The organism is Streptomyces inhibens, assembly GCF_003389455.1.
Taxonomy (GTDB): Bacteria; Actinomycetota; Actinomycetes; order Streptomycetales; family Streptomycetaceae; genus Streptomyces; species Streptomyces inhibens.
On the sequence record NZ_QUAC01000101.1, the window covers coordinates 1 to 1,587 of the forward strand.

The window sequence follows — 1,587 nt, forward strand, 5'->3', positions numbered from 1 at the left end:
GCCCCCGGTGCCGGCGCAGCCTCCGGTCCCGGCCGCGCCGCCCACCCCGCCGCCTCCGCCGTACGCCGTGCCCGCCCGGCCCTCGCCCGTGGGCGCGATGCTCACCCGTACGGCGAAGGGCGACTGGCCGGCGGCGCTGAAGGCCGCCGCCGGGCCGACGCTGATGCTGCTGGTGCTGGCCGGTGTGCTGGCGCTGTTCGGCTCGGACAAGGCGGACGCGTCCGGGCTCGGCTGGGGCGTACGGATGCGGATCGCGCTGGCGCTGCTGCTGCAGAGCGTCGGTGGCGGGGTCAGCCTCTCCGGCAATGCCTCGGCATCCCTGGAGTCGTTCGGGGTGGGCATCGCGGGCGAGGCGACGCTGTCGTTGGTGCCGCTGGTGGTCACGGTGGCGTGGGCGGGTGTGCTGGCGTTCGCGGCCCGGCGGACTGCCGTGCGCGCAACTGCCACGACCCAGGCGGGAGTTCAGGGGGCGGTCGGTGCTCGGACCGCCGTGCTGGAGACCGTGCTGCGGATCGCCGCGCTCTGCGGGGTCGGCACCTTCGCCCTCGGCCTGCTGGCCCAGCCGTCCTACGACGGCATCGAGTTGTCGTCCGCGCCGTTCCTCGCGCTGCTGTGGTCCTTCCTGCTGGCGGCCGCGGTGTGCGGCGTGGTGCTGGGGCGCGGCGAGGCCGGGGCCTGGCTCACCNCTGGGGCGCGGCGAGGCCGGGGCCTGGCTCACCGCCCGGCCCGGGTGGCAGATCGCCGTCGGGGCGCTGCGTACGGCGCTGATCGCGCTGCTGACCGTCGTCACACTGGCCGGTGTCGTCACCGTCGTTACGGTGCTCGCCACGGCGAAGGAGGCTTTCGGCGGCGGCGCGGTGGTCGCGATGCTGGTGATGCTGCCCAACATCGGTGCGATGGCGCTCGCGATGGCCTGGGGCGCACCGGTGAACGCCGAGTGGAACCTGCCGAACATTCCGTTCCTGGACTCCGGCCGGCAGTCGATCGGCTATGGCGAACTGGGGCATCTCGGCGGTGGCTGGGGGCTGTTCGGCGTGATCGTCGGCGGTCTGGTCTGTGCGCTGCTGGTGGGTTTCCTGGCCGTACGGCGCAGCGCCGACCGCCGCGAACAGCTGCTGTCCGCGGGCTTCTTCGTCGTCTCGCTGGTGTTCCTGGTGCTGGTCGCGGGCGTGAGCGTGAGCGCGACGTTCCATGGCGGGAGCGGCGGCGGGTACGGCTACGGCGACGGCTATGGGGACGGATACGGCAGCGGCTACGGCGGCCGGCTGGCCGGCGCCCACGGTGAAGTCGCCGCCGGCGGCGCGGAGACGCTGCTGTTCGCGCTGCTGTGGACCTTCGGGGCGGTGCTGGTGGTGCCGTATCTGCTGAGGATGGTGGGGCGCGGCGGCGGGCCGGCCGGGCCGGCGGCTCCGGCCTTCCCGTACGGGGCCGCGCCGGTCGCTCCGGTTGCTCCGGCCGCTCCTCACGCCGCGCCGGTCGCCCCTCCCGTTGCCCCGGACCTCGCCCCGTCCGCCACCCCGGAGGTCGGCCCGGACGTCACCCCGCCCACCCCCACCCCCACCGCGGCCGACCTGCCGCCCGTGCAGC

1 pseudogene is annotated in these 1,587 nt (G+C 75.4%); it reads left to right on the forward strand.

Annotation, left to right across the window (positions count from 1 at the left end):
* Positions 1-97 precede the first annotated feature (97 nt).
* A pseudogene (locus DY245_RS45215) lies at positions 98-685 on the forward strand (hypothetical protein); the annotation flags it as partial.
* Between the last annotated feature and the right edge of the window lie 902 nt (positions 686-1,587).